This is a genomic window from Bradyrhizobium sp. AZCC 1721, from assembly GCF_036924715.1.
Classification (GTDB): Bacteria; Pseudomonadota; Alphaproteobacteria; order Rhizobiales; family Xanthobacteraceae; genus Bradyrhizobium.
The window spans coordinates 6472213-6488431 of the sequence record NZ_JAZHSB010000001.1 but is presented as its reverse complement, the minus strand read 5'-3'; the positions used below and the strand labels follow the sequence as shown (position 1 = coordinate 6488431).

Below are 16219 nucleotides of genomic sequence, written 5' to 3'. Positions count from 1 at the left end.
CGATTTCACAGCAGGTGGTCGCTGCGGGTCCAGCGATCCTTCATTCGGCGCAGACGCTCGACCATACCTTGCGCGACGCTTCGCCGGCGCATGTCATTGAAACCGCGCTGAAGACCATCGGCCGCGCGCAGCTTGCGCTGGTGTCGTCGTTCGGTACGGAATCGGCGGCGCTGCTAAAGGTGATGGCGGACGTCGATCCCGCGATTCCCGTGATCTTCCTCGATACAGGTTGGCTGTTCGAGGAGACGCTCGCCTATCGCGATACGCTGATTGCTGCGCTTGGTCTCCGCGACGTCCGCTCGATCAAGCCGCTGGCTGAAGCGGTCTCACGCCAGGATCCCGATCGTGAATTGTGGTTTTCCGACCCCGACGCCTGCTGCCGTATCCGTAAAGTAGAGCCGCTGACGCGGGCGCTCAAACCGTTCTCGGCCTGGATCAACGGACGCAAGCGTTTTCAGGGCGGCGCGCGCGCTGAGATTCCCGTTGTCGAGGACGACGGCGATAAGCTGAAATTCAATCCGTTTGCCAACGTGTCGCGCGAAGAGATTGAGGCGATCTACAAGCTCGCCAAATTGCCGCCGCATCCGCTGGTCGCCTCTGGCTACCTGTCGGTCGGGTGCATGCCGTGTTCGAGCCGCACGGCGCCGGACGAGGACGCCCGCGCCGGTCGCTGGCGCGGCAGGCCCAAGACGGAATGCGGCATCCATACGACCAAAACTTCCTAGAGTCCGGACTTCATAGGACAAGGAAGCCGCGGAACCGCAAACATTGAAATGTGGTTTCATTGACTAAGCGGCCTTTCGTCGCGACTTATGCATTCGTGGTTGATGATATGCTTCGTCAAGCCGAATGGAGATCAACGATGATCCGTCGCATTCTGCCGCTTGTTGCCGGATTGCTCTGGGCGAGTTCGGCCTTCGCTGCCGACTACACGTTGCTCAACGTGTCCTACGATCCGACGCGCGAGCTGTACGCCGATTTCAACAAGGCGTTCGCGGCGGCCTATCGGAAAGAGAACGGCAAGAGCGTCGAGATCAAGCAGTCGCATGGCGGCTCGGGCTCGCAGGCGCGCGCGGTAATCGACGGGCTGCAGGCCGATGTTGTCACGCTGGCGCTGGCCTATGACATCGACGCCATCGCTGCGAAGGGGCTGGTGGCGCCGGATTGGCAGAAGCGCCTGTCGCTCAATGCATCGCCGTATACTTCGACGATCGTATTCCTGGTGCGCAAGGGTAACCCAAAAGCGATCAAGGATTGGGACGATCTGATCAAGCCCGGCGTGCAGGTGATTACGCCGAACCCGAAGACTTCGGGTGGCGCGCGATGGAATTACCTGGCGGCATGGGGCTTTGCCGAAAAGAAATTCGGTTCCGCCGACAAGGCGAAGAAGTTCGTCGCCGATCTCTTCAAAAACGTGCCGGTGCTCGATACTGGCGCGCGCGGCTCGACCGTAACTTTCGTCGAGCGCGGCGTCGGCGACGTGTTGCTGGCGTGGGAGAACGAGGCGTTCCTGGCGCAGCGCGAATTCGGCAAGGACAAGTTCGAGATCGTGGCGCCGCCATTGTCGATTCTCGCTGAGCCTCCGGTCTCGGTCGTCGACAGGGTTGCCGATAAAAAAGGCACGCGAGCCGTCGCCGAAGCCTATCTGAAGTATTGGTATACCAAGGAAGGCCAGGAAATCGCCGCGCGCAATTCCTATCGTCCGCGCGATGCGGAAATTGCGAAGGAGCATGAAAAATCCTTCGCCAAGGTCGAACTTTTTACGATCGACGAAGTTTTTGGTGGTTGGACCAAGGCGCAGAAAGATCACTTCGGCGAAGGCGGCATTTTCGACCAGATTTACAAGAACTGATCTGGCCAACGGGCGGCCGTAGCGGAAGCAGGGGGATTTGTGAACACAGCGGTCGCGCGGCAAAGCAGCCTGCCAGGGTTTGGTCTCACCATGGGCCTGACGCTGACGTGGCTCTCCGTTATCATCCTCATTCCCCTCGCCGGCCTGTTCCTCAAGACGCTCGAGCTTTCGCCGGCGCAGTTCTGGGAAATTCTCACCAGTCGCCGCACGCTGAATGCGCTGAAGATTTCGTTCGGTCTCTCCTTTGCCGCAGCCTGCGTCAACCTGGTGATGGGCACCATCATCGTGTGGGCGCTGGTGCGCTACCGCTTTCCGGGCCGGCGAATTTTCGATGCTATCGTCGATATTCCCTTTGCGCTGCCGACCGCGGTTGCGGGTGTGGCGCTGACGCAATTGTTCGCACAGAAGGGATGGCTCGGCGCGCCGCTGGCTGAACTCGGCATCAAGGTGGCGTTCACGCCGATCGGGATCTTTATCGCGATGGTCTTTATCGGCATCCCCTTCGTGGTGCGGACGGTTCAGCCCGTCCTGATCGATCTCGATCCGGAAATCGAGGAAGCGGCCGCAAGCCTCGGCGCCAACCGCTGGCACACCGTGTTCCGGGTGATTTTGCCGAGCCTGATTCCAGCGCTGCTGACCGGCTTTGCGCTGGCATTCGCGCGCGCGGTCGGCGAATACGGGTCGGTGATCTTCATCGCCGGCAATCTGCCCAATGTATCGGAGATCGCGCCACTGCTGATCGTGATCCGGTTATCCGAATTTCGCTACGCCGATGCGACGGCGATTGCCGTCGTCATGCTGCTGGCTTCGTTCGTGATCATCTTTGCCGTCAATCGCCTGCAACGCTGGGCGCAAATCCGCATTCCCGCGCATTGAGAGCCGATCGATGTCGACGCAAACGAGCTTTGTGACTCCGGAGGCGCCGCTAAAGGCCTACGCGTCAACGGCGGGGGCGGCCATTTCCTCGCTGTCGCGCCGCGAAGCTCGCGAGCGTCCGCGGGCGATTGCTTCACCCAATGATTTTCGGACAGAGCCGGGGCCGGTCCGCTTCGTCATCGTCGCGCTTGCCGTAAGCTTCCTCACCATCTTTGTCGTGCTGCCGCTGGTTGTGGTGTTCGCATCGGCCTTGTCGAAAGGCTTCGGTGCCTATTTCGCCGCGCTGGCCGAGCCGGAGGCGCTGTCGGCAATCCGGCTGACCCTGCTGGTGGCGGCGATTTCGGTCGGTCTCAATCTGCTGTTCGGGGTGATCGCGGCTTGGGCGATCGCAAAGTTCGATTTCCCCGGCAAGACCTTCCTGGTCACGCTGATCGACCTGCCGTTCTCGGTCAGTCCGGTCATTTCGGGCCTCGTCTTCGTGCTGCTGTTCGGCGCGCAGGGCTATTGGGGCACCTGGCTGCAGGCCCACAACGTCCATACTCTGTTCGCTGTGCCCGGCATTGCGCTCGCGACCATCTTCGTGACGTTTCCGTTTGTGGCCCGCTCGCTGATCCCGCTGATGCAGGAGCAGGGCACGCAGGAGGAGGAAGCTGCGATCTCGCTGGGAGCGTCAGGCCTGCAGACCTTCTTCCGCGTCACTCTGCCCAATATCAAATGGGGCCTGTTGTATGGCGTACTGCTGTGCAATGCGCGCGCCATGGGCGAGTTCGGCGCGGTGTCGGTGGTGTCGGGCCATATCCGCGGCGAGACCAACACCATGCCGCTACTGGTCGAGATCCTCTATAATGAATATCAATTCGTAGCCTCGTTTGCGATTGCCTCGCTCCTGGCGATGCTGGCCCTGATCACGCTGGTCGTGAAGACCGTTCTCGAGCAGCGTCTGGACGACGAAGGACAGATTCCAAGGGACAATCCAAGTGACCATTGAAGTCAAAAACATCGTCAAGAAATTCGGCGCGTTCGCAGCCCTCGACAATGTCGATTTGAAGGTCGGCAAGGGCGAATTGCTGGCACTGCTTGGGCCATCCGGTTCGGGCAAGACCACGCTGCTGCGGATTATCGCAGGCCTCGACTGGCCCGATGCAGGCGAGGTACGGATCGATGGCGAGGATGCGCTGGGACACGGCGCCAGCGAGCGCCACGTCGGCTTCGTGTTCCAGCACTACGCGCTGTTCCGCCACATGACGGTGTTCGAGAACGTCGCCTTTGGCCTGCGCGTGCAGCCGCGCGCCGTCCGCAAGGACGAGGCCACGATCCGTGCCCGCGTCAAGGAATTGCTCGACCTGGTGCAGCTCGACTGGCTGGCAAACCGCTATCCCAGCCAGTTGTCGGGCGGCCAGCGGCAGCGCATTGCGCTCGCCCGCGCGCTTGCGATCGAGCCGCGCATTCTCCTGCTCGACGAGCCCTTCGGCGCGCTCGACGCGAAGGTGCGCAAAGAGCTGCGGCAATGGCTGCGTTCGCTGCATTCCGAAATCCATGTCACCTCGATCTTCGTCACCCACGACCAGGAAGAGGCGCTGGAAGTCGCCAACCGCGTGGTGGTGATGGACAAGGGGCGCATCGAGCAGATCGGCACGCCCGGCGATGTCTATGACAATCCGGCGACCGCCTTTGTCCACGGCTTCATCGGCGAATCCATCGTGCTGCCGGTCGAGGTCTCAGGCGGCTCGGTGCGGCTCGGCGGCCGGCCGCTTAATATCGCCGCCGATGGTGCGGCCTCCGGCGCCTCAAAGCTGTTCGTCCGTCGCCACGACATGCAGATCGGGCCCGCCGGAACCGGCTCGCTGGAGGGCGCGGTGCGCCATGTCCGCTCGTTCGGCCCGATCCAGCGGGCGGAGATCGCCTTGACGGGCGGGGAGGGCAAGACCGTGATCGAGATCGACGCCCCCCGGGACCGGGAACTCCAGGCCGGCGAAATCATCAGCCTGCAACCCCGCCGCTACCGGATCTTTGCCGCGCAGGAATGACGTCGAAACGACGGCCCGTTCACCATTCAGCCACGGTTGGTATGCAACAAGCGTCCGTCCAGGCTTAGGGGCTCTTCGGGGGATTCTTTCAGTGAAACGGGCGACCACCGCCATTATCGGCCTATTGCTGCTTGCCGGCTGCTCGGCAGACGTCAAAATTCCGGAACAACCGGCCATGTATCTCGACATGGCCCAACCCGGCGCCACGCTCGACCCTGTGGCGGCAGCGATCCTGATCTCGCAATATCGCCAGAACAACGGCCTCGGCGCCGTCGTGGTCGATCCCGATCTGATCAAGCTGGCGGAGCAGCAGTCCCAGGCGATGGCGGCCCGCAACAAGATGGACCACAATGTGAAGGGCCCGCTGGAGAAGCGGCTGGGGGCCTCAGGCTATCCGGCGAAGCTTGCCGTCGAGAATATCTCGGCCGGCTATCACACGATGGCGGAAGCCTTTTCCGGCTGGCGCGACTCGCCGCCGCACAAGGCCAATATGCTCAAGAACGGTGTCACAAAATTGGGCATCGCCGCAGTTTACTCTCCAAATACCAAATACAAAGTGTTCTGGACGCTGATCCTTGCATCAACCTGAGGCAACGCCGGATTCGGGCTTCGACGTCTCACAAGCCGATAAACTCGGCGTGATCCCGGCTTCGATCTTGCCTGATTGACGCCGTCGCGAACTGCCGCCACGGTGCCCCGGTCATTGTCCACTAGCCGACGGTCACGATGGATTATTCCGATACTGCGCCGGCAACCACGCCCGCCAAAGCGCAGCGTGTGTTGGTCCTGCAAGGCGGCGGCGCGCTCGGTTCCTATCAGGCAGGTGCCTTTCAGGCGCTGTGCCGCTCGGGGTTTGAACCTGAATGGATCGCGGGCATTTCGATCGGCTCCGTCAATGCCGCGATCATTGCCGGCAACGAAGGCGAAAAGCGCGTCGATCGGCTGAAGGAATTTTGGGAGCTGGTGTCATCTCCGGTGCCATGGAAGCCTGTCGCATCAGGTGACCGCGCGCGCTCGCTGTTCAACGAAACCAGCGCCGCGCTGATTGCGACCTTCGGCGTACCGGGCTTCTTCACGCCGCGCATTCCGCCTGCCCCTTTGTGGCCGCCGGGCAGCCGGCAATCGCAAAGCTATTATGACACTGCGCCGCTGAAGAAAACGCTGGAGCGGCTGGTCGACTTCGACCGCATCAACGATCTGAAGACGCGGCTCAGCGTCGGCGCGGTCGGGGTAACCTCGGGCAACCTGAAATATTTCGACAATTTCGATTTCAGGAAGCGCGGCAAGAAGATCGGCCCGGAGCACATCATGGCCTCCGGCGCGCTGCCGCCCGGCTTTCCTTCCATCGAGATCGAAGGCGAGCACTACTGGGACGGCGGCATCGCCTCCAACACGCCGCTTGATTACGTGCTGGGCGAGGAGACCAATCGCGATCTCCTGATCTTTCAGGTCGATTTGTTCAGCGCGCGCGGCGAATTGCCGACGTCGCTGCTGGAGGCCGCGGAGCGGGAAAAGGACATCCGCTATTCCAGCCGCACCCGGATGGCTACCGACAAGAACAAGCAGGTGCACAACGCGCGGAAGGCGCTGCGCGAGCTGCTCGAAAAGCTGCCCGATGATCTCAAGAACGATCCGTCGGTGGCAGTTCTCTGCAACGCGGCCAAGGAAAACACCGTCACCGTCGTGCATCTGATTTACAAGAGCAAGAACTACGAAACGTCATCCAAGGATTACGACTTTTCGCATGTCGCCATGGTCGAACACTGGAACGCAGGCGTCCGCGACGTTCATCTGTCGATGCGTCACAAGGATGTGTTGGAGCGTCCGCAATCCGGCCAGACCATGATGGCCTACGATATGACGGCGGATGTTTCGAAGACCGCCGCAGGCAAGCAGGAGTGAATGGAATGGGTACGTTAAAAGGCAAGACCGCTGTCGTGACCGGCTCGACAAGCGGCATCGGATTGGCTTACGCGCGCGCTTTTGCCGCCGCCGGTGCCAATGTCGTCCTCAACGGCATGGGCGTGCCGGCCGATATTGAGCGCGAGCGTTCCGGCATCGAGACCGACTTCAAGGTCCGCGCCGTGCACTCGCCCGCCGACATGACCAAGCCCGCCGAGATTGCCGAAATGGTCGCGCTTGGCGAGAAGACGTTTGGTTCGGTCGATATCCTCGTAAACAATGCCGGCATCCAGTTCGTGTCGCCGATCGAGGAGTTTCCGCCCGAGAAGTGGGAAGCCATTATTGCGATTAACCTGTCGTCGGCGTTCTACGGCATCCGTGCCGCTGTCCCCGGCATGAAGAAGCGCGGCTGGGGCCGTATCATCAACACGGCTTCCGCGCATTCGCTGGTGGCGTCGCCGTTCAAGGCGGCCTACGTTTCGGCCAAGCACGGCATTGCCGGCCTCACCAAGACGGTGGCGCTGGAGCTTGCGACGTTCAAGATCACCTGCAACTGCATCAGCCCCGGTTACGTCTGGACGCCACTGGTGGAGAAGCAGATTCCCGACACCATGAAAGCGCGCAACCTGACTAAGGAGCAGGTCATCAACGACGTGTTGCTGGAGGCGCAGCCGACCAAGGAGTTCGTGACCTCCGAACAGGTCGCCGCACTGGCGATATTCCTGTGCAGCGACGATGCCGCCCAGATCACCGGCGCCAATCTGTCGATCGACGGCGGATGGACCGCTGCATAGCAATTGCGAACGAGGAATTTCGAACGGCCCGGGAAGCGCGCCCAGAGCCGGTTCTGATTCAATCAGAACCGGCTCTGGGTTTTTGTTTTGACGCGTTTTCTTGACGCGAACCGGTGTCCACTTCGCTGGAAAACGCGCTAATGGGCGACGCTCCCGGTCACGGCTGCGATGCTCTGAGAAAAATGCAGCTCGTTGAAGCCGAGCTTGCTGGCCACCAGAATCAGGACTGAGGCCAGCACCACCCTCAGCACCGTCTCCGGCACGCGAACCGCGCAGTAGCTGCCGATCACGATGCCGGGCAGCGATCCGATCAACAGCACACTCATCAGCGCCCAATCGACCGAACCCAGCGCCCAGTGTCCGATGCCGGCTACCAATGTCAGCGGCACCGCATGCGCGATGTCGGAGCCGACAATGCTCGCCATCGGCAGGCGCGGATAGAGCAGCAAGAGCGCGGTGACGCCGACTGCGCCGGCACCTACGGATGAAATCGAGACCAGCACACCAAGCGCCACGCCGACCATCACGGTGGCGCGGCCGGTCGCCGCGGCATCGAACCCTTCCATGCGGCGGCGATAGTGATCCATGATCGCCCTGCGGAAGATCAACGATGTCGCCGTGAGGAGGAGCGCGAAGCACAGCACCAGATTGACCAGGCTGCGCGCGGCCTCCCCCTTGAGCTCGAGTTGCCACAGCACGAGCAAGGTAACGACGCTTGCCGGGATGCTGCCGCTGGCAAGGCGCATCACTGCCGGCCAGTGGATACTGCGTGCAAAGCCATGCACCAGGCTGCCGCCCGTTTTGGTGGCCGCGGCATATAGAAGGTCGGTGCCGACAGCGGTCGACGGGTGGATGCCGAATAGTAGAATCAGCAACGGCGTCATCAGCGAGCCACCGCCGACACCGGTCATTCCGACCAGCAAGCCGACGCCGAATCCCGACGCAACATAAAGTGGATCAATCATTTCCGGGTGCAAGTTCCATTTGGCATGTGCGAGTATATATCAACGCAGGGGATAAACGTCCTATCGATGGCGGCGCATCGGGTGAAATAAGAATATTTCATGCGCACATCGGAATCCGGTGGTTATTTTCCCCAATTTGGCGGTGCAGAGCGAAACCGGTGTCCTGCCTCGCCGATGCTGTCGGCCGCCTGGCGGTGCCCTACTGGTCAACCTCGTTAACGGGCCGTCGCGACGTATGTCGGATGTGCAGGATATCGATCGGGTCCTTGCGCACGATAGAAAATCCGGAACGGATAACGCAGGACGGTTACGACACGGAGATCTCTGCGAGACTCTCGGAGCAGAATCAGGGGCGCCGCAAATGCGGTCGATGACATCTTTCAGCCGTCGTCCGACGGAATCAGCTATCGCGGAGCTTGCGTAAGGCCGCGTAATAGGCCGAAATTCCATCGAGATCAGCGAGCGCTCGTCTTGAATAGACGAGCTTCATGCTTTGCGAAATTTTGCAAAGGCCGTCTTCCAACCGCTCCAGTGGCCTCCAGGATCAGCGCTTCCCGAACGCCAGCACATGTAGTCCGAGCCGCCGGCGCACGATCCAGAACAGCAGCGCCGTCTCGAACGTCAGCGAGATCGAGGTCGCCGCTGCCGCGCCATGGCCGCCGAAGTGGGGCACCAGGACGACGCACAGCACAGCGTTCATGACAAAGGCGAGTGCATAGGCCAGCGCGCAGATGTGCTGATGGCCGAGCATATTCAGGAGCCGCTCGACCGGGCCGATGGCGGAACGCACCACAAGGCCAATCGCTGCAATGTACATGATGTCATAGCCGACGACGAACTGCGGTCCGAACAGCCACAATAGCGGCTTGCCCAGCGCCAGCAGCAGAATGGTCGCGCCGAGCGACGGCCAGAACGTCCACTGGATCGCATGCGCCACATAGGCCGACAGCCGCGGCTTGTCGCCCTGCGCGTGATACTCGGCAAAGCGATGCGCAGTCGAAGCCCCCATCGCGTAGTGAATGAAGGAGACCAGCGCCAGCGTCTTCATCACGGCAAAATAAATGCCGACCTCTTCCGAGGGGCGGAATTGCTGTAGCACCAGTACGTCGGTGTATGACAACAGCAGATAAAAGCTCTCCACCATCAGGATCGGTAGCGAGACCGCGAGCCAGCCGCGGAAGTCGTAGGCCCGGGGGCCGGGTTCGATGTGGCCGCCGAGCTTGCGGTTGAGCACGATCATCTGGCCGATCATCGCGATCCATACCGCCGCGGCGCTGGCCCACATCGCGGCGGTGGCGCCAAGATTGAAGCCGAGCACGAAGGCGCCGGCGGTCAGGCCAATGATCAGCGACTGGCGCGCGATGAACTGCGGCACCAGGCCAAGCCGCATCCAGTCGTGCGAGCGGGCGATACCGTCCTGGGTGTTGGCGACGACGAATGCCGGCAGTGTCAGGCAACCGATGTAGAGGGGAACGATCGCGTTGCCGTCGATCCACGGCGACAATCCCTTCACCGCGCCCGCCAGCAGCAGCGAGACGATGGAGGAGACTGCGAACGTCATCCATCGGCTGCCGGAGAGAAAGCCGCGCAGCAGCGCATGTTCGCCGCGTGTACGATATTCCGGAATGAGCTTCTGCGCGGATGCCGAGATGCCGAAATCCATCATGCTGCCGAGCAGCAGCACCCAGGTCCAGACATAGACGTAGACGCCGTAGTCCGAGCCACCCATCCAGCGCGCCAGCAGGATCTGCGAGAAATAGGCAAGCGCTGCGCTGAAGACGCGGATCACGAAGATCGTGCCGGCCAGCCGCCTTGTAACGGAGGCTTCACTGGAGCCGCCAAGCAGCGCACGCAGGCGCGCGATCACGCCACCAGGCGGAGCGGTTGCGGATTGCGAATCCATTACGGCCACAACAGTACATCCCCGAAACGTGCCGCGAGGCGGCGGCGACGATCGGATGTATCAACCATTCGTTAAGATTCGGTTGGGTGTGCTGTCGCCTGAAGCTGCGAAACGACGAAGTCAGGAACAAAACAGCTGAGCCGTCGTTTGATGCCGCGGAGCCATCGCCCGCCGTTCACAACGGCGCATGTCGCGGATAGCCAAAGGTCTTCGGACCCGCCGTTATTCATTGCAGGCGCTCGCGCGGATAGCCAAAGGCGATGGCTGCCATCGCACCCGAACGCCCGCATGTCCGGGCCGCGAGATGGATGACCCGAACGATCTGGTCTTGGCCATGTTGGGATTGGTGATCGCTGCCATCATGCTGGTGGCCGGCGCGCTCTACGTCATCAACGCGCCCGATCCCATACCGACCCACAGGCCCCCGCCAGCCGTGCAGGTATCCCCGGTTTCGTAGCTTCATGCCGGTTGGCCCCGGGGGTTGGCGGAACTTTTCTGGCTTTTTATAACTTGAGCTTCGGCCGCATGGTGCGGCCGGGGAGGAAAGATATGAAACTACTGCTTGTCACCGCCGTAACGATCACCACCGCGCTGGCTGTCAGCCCGGCTTCTGCCCAGAAGGCTTCTGCCCAGAAGACGGGTTGCACAAGCGAAAACATGGCCAAGCTCGTCGCGTCCGGTAACGCTATGCCTGATAGCCCCGGCAAATTTGCGATGATGAAAGAGATGGGTGCGGCGAATGCCGCCATGTCAAAGGGCGACATGCGTAGCGCTTGCAAGAGCTATATGCGCGCTCAGCAGATGAGCGGCCAGAAGAGCTAGGAGGACACACGTTGCTGAAGAGGAGAGCTGCCAGGCGCCGGCTCTCCTTTGACTGGAAAGCGTCGCTGCACCGGGTGGAAACACCTTGCGGCATCGTGGCGCGGCTGAGCACGTCCGCAGGGTCGGCAGGTCGCGTCAATTCAAACTGACGTTGAACTCGTAGGCCCGGTCGCCGCCGACCAGCGTCAGTTTGAGTGCGGCGCCTTCCGGACTGGCGCCGGGCGGCAGGCCGTCGAGTTCGAAGGCAAAGCGTTTGACGCCGGGCGGGCCTTGCTCCACGAGCTTGGGAACCGGCAACGCCCAGTCGGGCGTCGGCCCCTCGGCGAACAGGTTGACCTCCCTGGCCTCGGGCGCGGTCACGTCGACCAGCACGTTCTTTCCCTCGCGCTTGACGTCGCGGATGGTCAGCGGATTGGGGTCCCCGACATTGGCCGGCTTTGGCACCGCATTGAGCGCATCGGACAGGGTGCCGTCCTCGGTGCTTGCCACGCTGGCAAAAGCGAGTTCGGCATGGGCTTCGACGGGAATGCAGAGCTTTTCGCAAACCGCGTAGCTGATGTGGGTGCGCAGCGTCACCGGCTTGTCGGCATTCTTGGCGACGATCCGCAACGGCAGCACGACCTGTTGCTTGTATCCCAGCGCAGTGCCGCCTGCGCCGTCGTCGAATTTCATCGGTGCCGGCCACAGCACCGTCACAGCTTCGACATTGTCGGATTTGGAGAAGTCGAAGCGGGGTGGCACGCCGGAATCCCCGGGCGTCCGCCAATAGGTCTTCCATCCCGGCTGCAACTGGATGGCTACGCCGCCGAGCAACACCGCGCCGCTGCGTGATCCCGCCAGCAACCGCACCGCGGAATGGGCGTCGTGTTGCCACGGCGAGGCATCCTGGGCGCGAACCTCCGACGCCGCACACGCGACACTCAAGGCGGCGACGCCGAGTGCGGCGCGCAGGGGAACTAGTACGCTCATGGCACGTCTTTACAGGCAAGTTTCGAGGCAAACCATTGAATTGCGTGTGATCGGCAGCCGAATGATGCCGGAAGCTTGATTGACAGAAACCGCACCCGATATCAGGATATGAACCTGCAAGAGAAAGGCCTTTGCGGATGAGCCCTGAAGGCAAGACATCGAAGCCTGTCCGCCGCAAAACCGCTGGCTTTGGCGATAATTCGTCCGGCGAGGGCTATCTGGACGGCCGGCTGCTGATCGCCATGCCGGTCATGGGCGATCCGCGTTTCGAGCGCTCCGTCATCTACATGTGCGCGCACTCGTCGGAAGGGGCGATGGGCATCATCGTCAACCGTCCGGCCGGCAGCATCGATTTTCCAGGGCTGCTGGTGCAGCTCGATATCATCGAGAAGGCCGACCAGATCACACTGCCGGAAAACGCCGAGACCATGCAGGTGCTGAAGGGCGGTCCGGTCGATACCGGCCGCGGTTTTGTCCTGCATTCGAGCGATTTCTTCATCAAGGACGCGACGCTGAACATCGACGAAGGCATCTGCCTGACCGCGACGGTGGACATCCTCAAGGCGATCGCCAAGGGCACCGGGCCGAAGCACGCGATCCTGGCGCTCGGCTACGCCGGCTGGGCGCCCGGGCAGCTCGAGGACGAGATCCAGCACAATGGCTGGCTGCATTGCGACGCCGACCCGGATCTGATCTTCGGCGACGACGTCGACGACAAATATCTACGCGCGTTGCGCAAGATCGGCATCGACCCCGGCATGCTGTCGAACGAGGCCGGGCACGCTTAGTTGTCGTACCTGCGAACGCAGGGACCCATACGCCGCGGCCCATCCGTGAGCCGATGGGGCAGTTGCCGTTCAAAACAACCGAAGCCGGTGGTTATGGGTCCCTGCGTTCGCAGGGACGACACCGATTTTTGTGGCTACTTACTCCGCGGCCTGCTGCGTCACCGTCGGCTCGGTACCGGCAACCGTGGCGCGGCGCATGTCGCGGGGCTGCGACTGGTCGTAGCGCCGCACCCGGTGCATGGTCTGGCGGTTGTCCCACATCACGAGGTCATGCACGGTCCATTTGTGGACGTAGACGAATTCCTTCTGCGTGGCGTGCTCGGTCAGGTCGCGCAGCAATAACCGCGCCTCGGGCATGCTCATGCCCAGAATCGCGCCCGCGTGCGATGACAGATACAGCGATTTGCGGCGATGCACCGGATGCGTCCGCACCAACCGCTGCAGCACCGGCTTGAACATCTCTTTTTCTTCGTCGGTATAATCCAGGAAGCCGAGCGAGCCGCGCGAATACATCAGCGAATGTTCGCAGATCAGGTCCTCGATCCCGGCCTTGGTGTCGTCGTCGAGCGCGTCATAGGCCGCGCGCATGTCGGCGAATTCGGTGTTGCCGCCCTTCGGATTCACCACCCGCGCCGACAAGAGCGAGAACTTCGCCGGGATCGGACGAAACGAGCTGTCGGAGTGCCACAGGCAATTGCCGAGGTTGAACAGATGCGCGCGGCTGTCGCGCGGCAACGGCTTGCCGTCCTTGCCGAGATTGGAGACGTCGTTGAGGCCGGTCGAGAGGCGCGAATCCTGAGGCTTGACGATATTGCCGCCGCGAGCGTCTTCGCGCTTGCCGAAATTCAGCGCAAATGCGAGTTGCTGTTCGTCCGTGATGTCCTGGTTGCGGAACAGCAGCACGGCGTACTTGTCCATGCCGGCTTCGACGTCGGCTGCTTCCTGCGGCGTCAGGGGTTGTCGCAGATCAAGCCCGGATACTTCGCCGACAAAATGCGGATGCAATTGCCGGATTGCGATCACCATGGCGTCTCTCCCGAAAGCGCGGCGGGCGGTTTTGCCCGCTCTGTTTGTAAGAAAAATTACTCGCCGAAATGTCCAAGTCAACGCCGCGGACGCATGCCCGCTACGCATTCCGCGCCATCAAGCCGCCATCGACCGGGATCACCGCGCCGGTCAGGAACGAAGCCGCCGGCAGGCAGAGGCTCAGCGTCATGTGCGCCACTTCCTCCGGCTCGCCGTAGCGGCCGAGTGCGGTGCGGCGCTTGGCATAGATCGTCTTGTGCTCTTCGGAAATCCGCTCGGTGATCGCGGTGCGGATCGGGCCCGGGCAGATGCAGTTCACGGTGATGCCTTCGCGGCCGAGCTCGACGGCGAGCGAGCGCGTCAAGCCGGTGACGCCGGCTTTCGCTGCCGAGTAGGGGCTGTGTAGCGCGGTCGCGCCGAGCGCCTCGGTGGAGGCGATATTGACGATCCGCGGGCAGTTCGATCGGCGCAAATGCGGCAACGCGGCGCGGATGATACGTGGATGCGCGCTCAGCATCACGGCCAGCGCCTTGTCCCAGGCTGCTTCATAACCTTCCTCGTCGATCGCCACGTGCACGGAGATGCCGGCATTGTTGATGACGATGTCGAGTCCACCGAAATGTGCGGCAACCTCATTGACCACCTTGATGATGTCGTCGGGCTTCGCGACGTCGAGCGTCCACGCTTTCGCCGCGCCGCCATTTGCTGCGATTTCGCTGGCAACCACCTGGGTAAGCTCGGCGTTTAAATCGGTAACCGCGACGTTGGCGCCCTCGGCCGCGAACACGAGCGCGGTCGCGCGGCCCATGCCGCTGGCAGCACCGGTGACGAGAACGGTCAAACCTTTGACCGAACGACTGAGCTCTTTGAAATCTGACATGGCGGATCCGGACAAAGATGCGAGGTGCGCGTTGCAGGATTGACAAGGCTGGCACCGATCCGCAGACAGGTCAAACGAGCCGAGCGAGGTGCAAACGTGACGAATATTCGCGGCCTGCAGATCCGCCGCCTGGAGCCTTCGGACGCTGCGCTGTTCAGGGATATCCGGCTGGAAGGCCTGCAGCGAAATCCGGAAGCCTTCGGCAGCACGTTTGAGAAGGAAAGCGCGTTACCGCTGTCGTGGTTCGAAGCCGTCCTTGGCCGTACCGCCATCTTCGGCGCTTTCATGGAGGAGACGCTCGGAGGCGTCGCGGCCTATGCTGCGCAGGAAGGTACGAAGCAAGCGCATCGGGCGACCCTCTGGGGCATGTATGTTCGAGACACTGCAAGAAACTTGGGGCTCGGCAAGAAGCTCGTTGCGGCGGTACTCGACCATGCACGCGGACGCGTGGAGATGGTTCAACTGACTGTGGTGAGTGAGAATGAAGGCGCGCGCCGCCTTTACAGCGCCGCGGGTTTCGTCGAATACGGCTATGAAAAGAGGGGCCTCAAGCATGACGGGCGATATTATGACCACGTCCTGATGGTCAAATTCCTCGACGAAGATTGAACTAGAACACAAGGGAGGATCGCAGGGATGAGCGAACTGGATTTCAGCGGCAGGCAGGTGCTGGTGGTCGGCGGCTCCAGCGGGATCGGCAATGGCATCGCGCAGGCGTTTAGTGCCAAGGGCGCGCGTGTCGCCGTTTGCGGTACCCGCGAAAGCGCCGCCGACTATTCGCCCGACGAAGGCTCGCTTCTTGACGGGCTGGAGTATTTTCAGCTCGACGTCAGCAACGCGCAGGCCATTGAATCCTTCCAGCCCATCCTTCACGAAACTGGACGTGCTGGTGCTGGCGCAGGGCGCGGTGATCTACCGCCGCGGCGAATTCGAGATGGATGGCTTTCGCAAGGTGGTTGAAGTCAACCTGATGAGCCTGATGGCCTGTGCGACCAAATTCCACGCGATGCTGAGCGCCAGCAAAGGCGCGCTCATCATCGTCAGTTCGACCGCCGCCTATCACTCGACCATGGGCAATCCGGCCTATAACGCCTCGAAGACCGGCGCGGTCGGGTTGACGCGCACGCTCGGCGAGGCGTGGGCCGGGGATGGCATCCGCGTCAACGGCATCGCGCCCGGCCTGGTCGACACCAAGATGACCAAGGCGACCACCGCCAATCCGAAACGCCTCGAAGGCGCGCTCGAGCGGATCCCGTTGAAGCGGCTCGGCACGCCGGCCGACATGGCCGGTGCCGCGCTGTTCCTGGCCTCGCCGCTTGCGCCCTACATCATCGGCCAGACCATCGTGGTCGACGGTGGTCTGATCCTGTAAGCCCGGCATCTTGATTAGAAGTGCGTTTCGATCGCGGTAGGAA

General features: G+C 62.0%; 17 protein-coding genes and 1 pseudogene. 13 read left to right on the top strand and 5 right to left on the bottom strand.

Features of this window, described 5'->3' with window-relative positions; genetic code table 11:
* The first annotated feature begins 2 nt into the window (after positions 1-2).
* The 8 genes from V1273_RS31005 to V1273_RS30970 all read left to right on the top strand — a co-directional run bounded on the left by V1273_RS31005 (position 3) and on the right by V1273_RS30970 (position 7451).
* Entirely contained in the window at positions 3-725 is a 723-nt protein-coding gene (locus V1273_RS31005) for a phosphoadenylyl-sulfate reductase (RefSeq protein WP_442893781.1), read from the top strand.
* A gap of 137 nt (positions 726-862) precedes the next feature.
* Positions 863-1852 carry a sulfate ABC transporter substrate-binding protein gene (locus V1273_RS31000; RefSeq protein WP_334365164.1) on the top strand — a complete coding sequence of 330 codons (990 nt, stop codon included), beginning with the start codon at positions 863-865 and terminating at the stop codon, positions 1850-1852.
* Positions 1853-1921: 69 nt separating this feature from the next.
* On the top strand, positions 1922-2728 hold the full coding sequence (gene cysT, locus V1273_RS30995) for a sulfate ABC transporter permease subunit CysT (RefSeq protein ID WP_334369038.1): 807 nt from the start codon (positions 1922-1924) through the stop codon (positions 2726-2728).
* A 10-nt stretch (positions 2729-2738) separates the two neighbouring features.
* Positions 2739-3716 (top strand): sulfate ABC transporter permease subunit CysW, encoded by a 978-nt coding sequence (gene cysW, locus V1273_RS30990; RefSeq protein WP_334411828.1) that lies wholly within the window; start codon positions 2739-2741, stop codon positions 3714-3716.
* Positions 3706-4755: a sulfate/molybdate ABC transporter ATP-binding protein gene (locus V1273_RS30985; RefSeq protein ID WP_213248446.1), complete on the top strand. Its 1050-nt coding sequence runs from the start codon at positions 3706-3708 to the stop codon at positions 4753-4755. Before cysW ends, V1273_RS30985 begins: the two co-directional genes overlap by 11 nt.
* A 91-nt stretch (positions 4756-4846) precedes the next feature.
* Positions 4847-5344: a CAP domain-containing protein gene (locus tag V1273_RS30980; RefSeq protein WP_334365162.1), complete on the top strand. Its 498-nt coding sequence runs from the start codon at positions 4847-4849 to the stop codon at positions 5342-5344.
* A gap of 137 nt (positions 5345-5481) precedes the next feature.
* Complete coding sequence (locus V1273_RS30975) at positions 5482-6657, top strand: patatin-like phospholipase family protein (RefSeq protein ID WP_334365161.1); 1176 nt, start codon at positions 5482-5484, stop codon at positions 6655-6657.
* A 5-nt stretch (positions 6658-6662) separates the two neighbouring features.
* A complete protein-coding gene (locus V1273_RS30970) occupies positions 6663-7451 on the top strand; it encodes a 3-hydroxybutyrate dehydrogenase (protein WP_334411827.1) in 789 nt (262 codons plus the stop codon).
* Between the two features lie 137 nt (positions 7452-7588).
* On the opposite strand, the gene V1273_RS30965 is transcribed toward V1273_RS30970, so the two are convergent.
* Both V1273_RS30965 and V1273_RS30960 read right to left on the bottom strand, forming a co-directional pair.
* Entirely contained in the window at positions 7589-8416 is an 828-nt protein-coding gene (locus tag V1273_RS30965) for a sulfite exporter TauE/SafE family protein (protein ID WP_334380099.1), read from the bottom strand.
* A gap of 544 nt (positions 8417-8960) precedes the next feature.
* A complete protein-coding gene (locus tag V1273_RS30960; RefSeq protein WP_334411826.1) occupies positions 8961-10319 on the bottom strand; it encodes an oligosaccharide flippase family protein in 1359 nt (452 codons plus the stop codon).
* Between the two features lie 304 nt (positions 10320-10623).
* Here V1273_RS30960 and V1273_RS30955 point away from each other — a divergent pair, with 304 nt between their 5' ends.
* Positions 10624-10776: a hypothetical protein gene (locus V1273_RS30955; RefSeq protein WP_334380102.1), complete on the top strand. Its 153-nt coding sequence runs from the start codon at positions 10624-10626 to the stop codon at positions 10774-10776.
* A gap of 92 nt (positions 10777-10868) precedes the next feature.
* Positions 10869-11141 (top strand): hypothetical protein, encoded by a 273-nt coding sequence (locus V1273_RS30950; RefSeq protein ID WP_334411825.1) that lies wholly within the window; start codon positions 10869-10871, stop codon positions 11139-11141.
* Positions 11142-11276: 135 nt separating this feature from the next.
* Here V1273_RS30950 and V1273_RS30945 read toward each other — a convergent pair whose 3' ends face one another.
* A complete protein-coding gene (locus tag V1273_RS30945; RefSeq protein WP_334411824.1) occupies positions 11277-12110 on the bottom strand; it encodes a protein-disulfide reductase DsbD domain-containing protein in 834 nt (277 codons plus the stop codon).
* 137 nt (positions 12111-12247) lie between these two features.
* Here V1273_RS30945 and V1273_RS30940 point away from each other — a divergent pair, with 137 nt between their 5' ends.
* Positions 12248-12898 (top strand): YqgE/AlgH family protein, encoded by a 651-nt coding sequence (locus tag V1273_RS30940; protein ID WP_334380105.1) that lies wholly within the window; start codon positions 12248-12250, stop codon positions 12896-12898.
* A gap of 138 nt (positions 12899-13036) precedes the next feature.
* Here V1273_RS30940 and V1273_RS30935 read toward each other — a convergent pair whose 3' ends face one another.
* Together V1273_RS30935 and V1273_RS30930 are read right to left on the bottom strand one after the other, a co-directional pair.
* Positions 13037-13924, bottom strand: coding sequence for a TauD/TfdA dioxygenase family protein (locus tag V1273_RS30935; protein ID WP_334365154.1), 888 nt, complete (start codon positions 13922-13924; stop codon positions 13037-13039).
* Between the two features lie 100 nt (positions 13925-14024).
* Complete coding sequence (locus V1273_RS30930) at positions 14025-14804, bottom strand: SDR family NAD(P)-dependent oxidoreductase (protein WP_334365153.1); 780 nt, start codon at positions 14802-14804, stop codon at positions 14025-14027.
* Positions 14805-14828: 24 nt separating this feature from the next.
* Between V1273_RS30930 and V1273_RS30925 the strand changes: the two genes are divergently transcribed.
* Together V1273_RS30925 and V1273_RS30920 are read left to right on the top strand one after the other, a co-directional pair.
* On the top strand, positions 14829-15413 hold the full coding sequence (locus V1273_RS30925; protein WP_334411823.1) for a GNAT family N-acetyltransferase: 585 nt from the start codon (positions 14829-14831) through the stop codon (positions 15411-15413).
* 27 nt (positions 15414-15440) lie between these two features.
* Positions 15441-16176 (top strand): annotated as a pseudogene (locus V1273_RS30920) (SDR family NAD(P)-dependent oxidoreductase).
* Positions 16177-16219 lie beyond the last annotated feature (43 nt).